The 6,502-nt window shown below is 56.4% G+C and carries 6 protein-coding genes; 1 reads left to right on the forward strand and 5 read right to left on the reverse strand.

Annotated elements, in window-relative coordinates:
* Positions 1–383, reverse strand: a 383-nt coding sequence (gene tnpA, locus ACYPYD_RS00715; protein ID WP_459661712.1) for an IS66-like element accessory protein TnpA, incomplete at its 3' end; no start/stop codon positions are given.
* A gap of 234 nt (positions 384–617) precedes the next feature.
* Between tnpA and ACYPYD_RS00720 the strand changes: the two genes are divergently transcribed.
* Positions 618–908: a transposase gene (locus tag ACYPYD_RS00720; protein ID WP_459661713.1), complete on the forward strand. Its 291-nt coding sequence runs from the start codon at positions 618–620 to the stop codon at positions 906–908.
* Positions 909–998: 90 nt separating this feature from the next.
* Here the strand turns inward: ACYPYD_RS00720 and gmd are convergent, their stop codons facing one another.
* From gmd to ACYPYD_RS00740, 4 genes are all read right to left on the reverse strand, one after another.
* Entirely contained in the window at positions 999–2,120 is a 1,122-nt protein-coding gene (gmd, locus tag ACYPYD_RS00725; protein ID WP_211150565.1) for a GDP-mannose 4,6-dehydratase, read from the reverse strand.
* A 531-nt stretch (positions 2,121–2,651) separates the two neighbouring features.
* Positions 2,652–3,929 (reverse strand): WcaI family glycosyltransferase, encoded by a 1,278-nt coding sequence (locus ACYPYD_RS00730; protein WP_459661714.1) that lies wholly within the window; start codon positions 3,927–3,929, stop codon positions 2,652–2,654.
* A complete protein-coding gene (fcl, locus tag ACYPYD_RS00735; protein WP_459661715.1) occupies positions 3,929–4,879 on the reverse strand; it encodes a GDP-L-fucose synthase in 951 nt (316 codons plus the stop codon). Before fcl ends, ACYPYD_RS00730 begins: the two co-directional genes overlap by 1 nt.
* A gap of 163 nt (positions 4,880–5,042) precedes the next feature.
* Complete coding sequence (locus tag ACYPYD_RS00740) at positions 5,043–6,209, reverse strand: nucleotide sugar dehydrogenase (RefSeq protein ID WP_459661716.1); 1,167 nt, start codon at positions 6,207–6,209, stop codon at positions 5,043–5,045.
* Positions 6,210–6,502 lie beyond the last annotated feature (293 nt).

Raw genomic sequence — 6,502 nt, forward strand, 5'->3', positions numbered from 1 at the left:
TCCAGCGTCAGCGATACGCCATTTGGCATCGACGCCTGCAGCCGCACTGACGGTACTAATCCCGCAGACCGGACCGCGATCCCACCAGTGTGTCGCTCCGCAGGCGCCGGAGACGTCTCCACCCGGATAAACGCCGACGGATCCGGCAACTGCCCCGTGCTCCGCTGCCCGTTCGCACTCTGGCGCTCCTGATACTTCCTGACCCATTTGCGCAGTTGGTTGGCGTTGACACCATGCTCCAGCGCAAGCCTCGCCACCGATATGCCAGGCTCGAGGCACGCCTCGACCAACCGTACCTTCCCCGCACGACCATAATAGCGCCGGCCGTCACTCGTCACCCTTACAACCTCGAGCCCATAGGAGCCCACCGGTGCCATCTCCATGTGTCCACCTCTTCCTTGGTGGACACATCCTTCACACCGCGTCACTCAACCGAACAGGTGCGCGGAAATTCGCGCTTACGAAAGGGGGGGACTCATCGACGAGCTCTTGGCCGCTCGCGGGGCGGGTTCAGCAGTAAGCTTCACTGTCTGGCTGACGCCCGAAGGCGACCACTCGCCTTCCACCTGACGGTGGGGTAAGCGGCGGATTGCAGGGCCTATGACACGCTGATCGCGTTGCCGGAACAGGCGCCACTTGCCGACAAGGGCTACGATGCCGACGCCATCCGTGCAGACCTTGCAAGCCGTGACATACAGGCCGTCATTCCAGGTCGATCAAACCGCCGGGTGAAGATTGAGCATGATCGGGTGCTCTACAAACAACGCAACCACATCGAGCGCATGTTCGGCCATTTGAAAATCAACCGCGCCATTGCCACGCGATATGATCACCTTGCCGCCAGCTTCATTAGCATGGTCCATATCGCCACAGCCAGATACTGGCTCAAATTCGTCCACGCCGCCTAGCTGATGCACGTTCGCCAAAAAATATGAGGGCGGCGGCGAGCGATTTACTCGCCGCCGCCCTCACGTCTTATTTATTCTGCAAAGCTTTGATCAACCTTCAACGCTGACGGCAACTTCGAGGCCATGCTCCTTGAGCAGGGCGTGGCGACGTGCAGCCTTGTGATCTTCCGCGACCATTTCCGCGCACATTTCCTGCACTGTGATTTCCGGCGTCCAGCCGAGAAGTTCCTTGGCTTTGGCCGGATCGCCCAGCAGGGTATCGACTTCAGCGGGGCGGAAGTAGCGCGGGTCGATGCGCATGATCACGTCACCAACGTCCAGAGCCGGTGCGAGATTGCCCTCAATGGCCGCTACGGTTGCGATTTCATCGACGCCTTCGCCGGAAAACTCGAGAGTCAGGCCCAGTTCCTTGGCGGCCCAGGCAATGAACTGACGCACCGAATATTGAACGCCGGTGGCGATGACGAAGTCTCGCGCTTCTTCCTGCTGCAGCATCATCCACTGCATGCGCACGTAGTCCTTCGCGTGGCCCCAGTCGCGCAGCGAGTCGATGTTGCCCATGTACAGGCACGGCTCGAGGCCGAGCGCTATGTTGGCAAGGCCGCGCGTGATCTTTCGCGTCACGAACGTCTCGCCGCGGCGAGGAGATTCGTGATTGAAGAGCACGCCGTTGCAGGCATACATGCCATAGGCTTCACGATAGTTCACCGTGATCCAATAGGCATAGAGCTTCGCCACCGCGTAAGGCGAGCGGGGGTAGAACGGGGTGGTCTCGCGTTGCGGGATTTCCTGGACCAAGCCGTAGAGTTCTGAGGTCGAAGCCTGGTAGAAACGGGTCTTCTTTTCCAGGCCGAGGAACCGGATCGCCTCGAGCAGGCGCAGCGTGCCGATCCCATCGACGTCGGCGGTATATTCAGGTGCCTCGAAGCTGACAGCGACGTGGCTCTGCGCGCCCAGATTGTAAACTTCATCAGGTTCGATGTCGCGGATAAGCCGGGTCAGGTTCGACGTATCACTCAAATCGCCGTAATGGAGCTTGAAGCGGGTCCCGTGCTGATGGCGATCTTCGTAAATATGATCGACGCGGGCGGTGTTGAAAAGGGAAGCGCGGCGCTTGATGCCGTGAACTTCGTATCCTTTTTCAAGGAGGAACTCTGCAAGGTACGATCCATCCTGGCCCGTCACACCCGTAATTAATGCCGTCTTGGTCATCTGCGCCGCATTCCTATGTCACTCTCCCAAAGGAGATAATCCGGATGCGCAAATGCTGCAATGCAAAACGGTGCTTAAAATCCCGGTTTGACTAATTGTTTTTCAGATTCTCGAATATCAGCAAATCTATAAGACGAAGCGGTGCGTCCTGGCGTTGAAGAGCATCGGCGCTCGTAATTCCTCAGTCCGGCAAACCTAGGAGCATGCTCGATGACCCACGCCTCATCTCGCTTACCCAACGCGGCTTGGGCCACGCGTTGTCAGGTATGTTATGCTGCCACCAATCCATCCTCAAAATAGAACTGGTTTCGTTTGCAGACCGCTGGCTAGCCTTTTGCGGCGCCGGAGATTGACGAGCAGTTTTTCATTTGGTTCTTTTTCATGGATCTAAATTTGCTCGTGCACACCTGCTCTCAATGAAGGCTCTCGTACTGTCAGGCAGTTGAGACACCGCCCACAGCTGCAAATACGTTCGGCGCCTCGAATCATAAGCACTATGCAATCGATTAGCGTGGGTGTGCCGCGCCTTCTTCAGGTGGTGCCGGCCGACCGCTTAGTGTCCATTCGGTGGGACACCTTCGATGCATTGACCACATCGATCAGCTCCGCATCCAGGCGTGCGAGTATATGATCCTTGGCCCAACGCTTTTCTGCCCGCTGACGGCCGTTTTCCCCATAGAGCGCTGCGACAGCTGGATTATCGAGCAGCGACTCGATCCCTTCGGCAAACGCCTTCGCAGAACCGGGTTGGGTAATGATCCCGCAATCGACGATCTCTTCGGCTAAACCAGTGCCAAGTTCGGCAGTGGCCACGACAGGCCGACCCGATGCGAGCATATTTGTCAGTTTTGAAGGCAAGACCAAATCGGCTGCACCTGCGAGTTGCGGCATAAGATGTACTGTCGCCAGACCCAGCAGCTCGTTGAGGCGCTCGCGATCCTGAAGGTCATGAAACTGGATATTGGTAAGATCGCTGGCCAATTCTTCCAGCGCGGCGCGGTTCGGGCCCTGGCCGCAGATTATAAAGGTCAGGTCCTTACGATCACGTAGCAGGCGCGCGGCATCAAGCACGATGTCTATACCTTGCTTGTTTGCGATATTGCCGGAATAGAGTGCTACGTGAGGCGTCGTAACCCCCCATTGCGCTCTGTAAGGCGACTGTCCCTGATACGGGGTGATCGCCGCGATATCGGCCCAATTGCGCAATTCATGAATGCGAGAGCGGGACACACCCTTCTCGGCCAGTTTGGCGCACATCTGCGGCGAGATTGAACTGACATGATCGAACAGGCCGATGACGTGTTGTTCGAACCATCGTCCTAGCTTGGCAACCCCCCCACCGTCGCCAACGAGACCCGTCGCAAGTGCCGCCTCTATTTCGAAATCCTGAATGTGGAGCCAACATTGGGCACCGCTCAATCGGGACACCAGCCAGGCGACAGGAGCACTAATAAGCGAGGGGGCAACCGTGAAAACCAAGTCTGGCCGCTTGCGCCCCAGCGCCGCAGCCAACATCGTAGGCAGTGCTGTCGCCAAAAACGACACGTGGTGAATCAACCGACGCATGCCGCTTGGTTTGGCAGGCACATAGATGGGACAGCGGGTTATATCGACGCCGCCTTCCGACGATCGCTGCCAGCCTTTGCCGGAATAGGCGGCATGGACTTTCCAAGCAGGATAGTAGGGGACTGCGACAACCGCGCGTGCTTCGTGACCCGCTCTCACCCAGGCCTTGGTCATGTCTCCGCTGTAGAGACCAATGCCGATTTCCTCAGGAGCGTAATTCAGTCCGAGAAACAGAATTCGCATCAGGCCATGGCCGACTTGTTTTCAAGAAACCAATCGTAAGCGGACTGAATTCCTTCGAAAAGCCCGATAGAGGGGCTCCACCCCATCGAACGCAGCTTGTCGGCGCTCATGAGCTTTCGCGGCGTCCCATCCGGTTTGGTCTCGTCTCTGATGATCTCGCCGTAGAAGCCGATTGCCTTCATCACCATCTCGGTCAACTCGAGGATCGTCACATCTTCACCGGAACCGATGTTAACATGCTCGTGCCCTGAATAATTCTTCAGCAGCATGATACAGGCATCTGCCAGATCATCGACGTGCAGAAACTCCCTTCGCGGCGATCCGGTTCCCCAGATTTCTATCGAGGAGGCGCCGACTCGCTTTGCCTCATGCGCCTTGCGGATGAGGGCGGGCATGACGTGACTGGATGTAAGATCGAAATTGTCTCCGGGGCCGTAAAGATTGGTGGGCATCGCCGAAATGTAGTCCAAGCCATATTCCTTGCGGTAAGCTTGGCATAGCTTGATCCCTGCAATCTTGGCGATTGCATACCACTCATTCGTGGGCTCGAGCGGACCTGTCAGCAGGGCGCCTTCAGTGATGGGTTGTTCCGCGAACTTGGGGTAGATGCACGATGATCCAAGGAACAGCAGCTTTTCGACACCAACCTGCCGCGAGCTTTCGATGACGTTGGCCTCGATCATCAGGTTATCGTAGAGAAACTGCCCCGGATACGTGTCATTCGCAAGAATCCCGCCAACTTTCGCGGCGGCAACCAAGACGGCATCTGGACGACTGGCATTCATCCAGTCCCGGACGGCGGATTGCTCGCGCAAATCCACGCGCGTTGCGGGGAAGATGACTTCACATTTCTCGGCAGCAAGGCGGCGGACAAGAGCTGACCCGACCATACCCTTGTGTCCCGCAACGTAAACTTTCTTGCCGGCAAGATCGTAGGTCGGTCCGCTCATGATTCTCTTCCAATATGTTGCAGCGCAATAAGGACTACCGCGTAGTTCGCCATTACGCAATTGCAGGAATGAATTCTAACCATTTAGGCACCGCAGCGACAACGTCGAACCGGCGTCGGATTCAGTCTCCATGCTGCCTGTCGACGGGTTCAGCCGCTCTAAGTCAGTCGGATCCAAACAGGTCGCGCGTGAAGACCTTGTCTTTCACATCGTCTATGTCAGCGGTCATGCGGTTGGCGATTATGACGTCGCACTCTCGCTTGAAAGCCGCAAGATCGCGCAGAATTTTGGAGCCGTAAAACTCATCGGCCTGCATGGAGGGCTCATAGATAACCACTTCGATCCCTTTCGCCTTGATTCGTTTCATGATCCCTTGGATTGAGGACTGCCGGAAATTGTCAGACCCCGCCTTCATGACGAGCCGGAAGACGCCAACCTTTCTAGGTTTCTTCGCGATTATCTGGTCGGCGAGAAAGTCCTTGCGAGTACGGTTAGCATCCACGATCGCTCGGATCAGGTTTTGCGGAACGTCCGAATAGTTCGCAAGCAACTGCTTGGTGTCCTTCGGCAAGCAATACCCGCCATAACCAAAGCTGGGATTGTTGTAATGCGCCCCAATCCTGGGGTCGAGGCCGATTCCGTTGATAATCTGGCGCGTATCCATGCCCCCCGCGATGGCGTAGCTGTCTAGTTCGTTAAAAAATGCGACGCGCATAGCGAGATAGGTGTTGGCAAACAGCTTTATCGCTTCCGCTTCGCGGGCGTCGGTAAACAGCATTTCAATATCGGTCTTGACGGCGCCGTTGCGCAGTAGGTCTGCGAAGATGCGGGCGCGCTCGGATCGTTCGCCGACGATGATGCGCGACGGATGCAAATTATCATAGAGCGCGCGACCCTCCCGCAAGAATTCGGGGCTGAAGATGACCTGATCAGTTCCAAGGCGTTCGCGGATTTCATCCACAAATCCAACAGGGACAGTAGATTTGACGACAATAGTGGCCTCAGGATTGATCGCAGTCGCGGCCTGGATTACGGCTTCCACTGAAGAGGTGTCGAACTTATTCGTTTCGGGGTCATAATTAGTAGGGGTGGCAACGATCACATACATAGCGCCTTTCAAAGCGCTCTCAGCGTCCAGTGTCGCGACAAGATCAATCTTTTGCGTAGCGAGAAAATCTTCCAATTCTGCATCTATGATCGGAGACTTGCGCGCATTAAGCAAGTTAACCCGTTCCACCATGAGATCCACTGCCACAACTTCATTATGCTGAGCGAGTAGAGCCGCATTCGAGAGGCCGACGTAGCCCAGACCAAAAACTGCAATCTTCATTGTGCGGGGTGCCTCGTGCAGCATAATTTAGCAATTTTCTAAACAGACGGAGTGTCGGACAATAGGCGCATAGATACACCCCAGTTCCGGCGTCTGCCCAAAAACTAACTGGGTCTATTCCGCATTGCAGCACTATCCGTCAACGCCTTTGTCTCCGAGTGACCCTGTCCCGTTCTGCCACCGGCCAGAACGAGAGGTCCGGCGCTTCATCGGCCGGGGTTAACCCCGGCCGATGAAGCAAATTCGGCCGGCGTCATGCACCCCAGGGATGTGTGAGGTCGGGTCTCGTTGAA

This window comes from Novosphingobium sp. 11B (assembly GCF_054589055.1).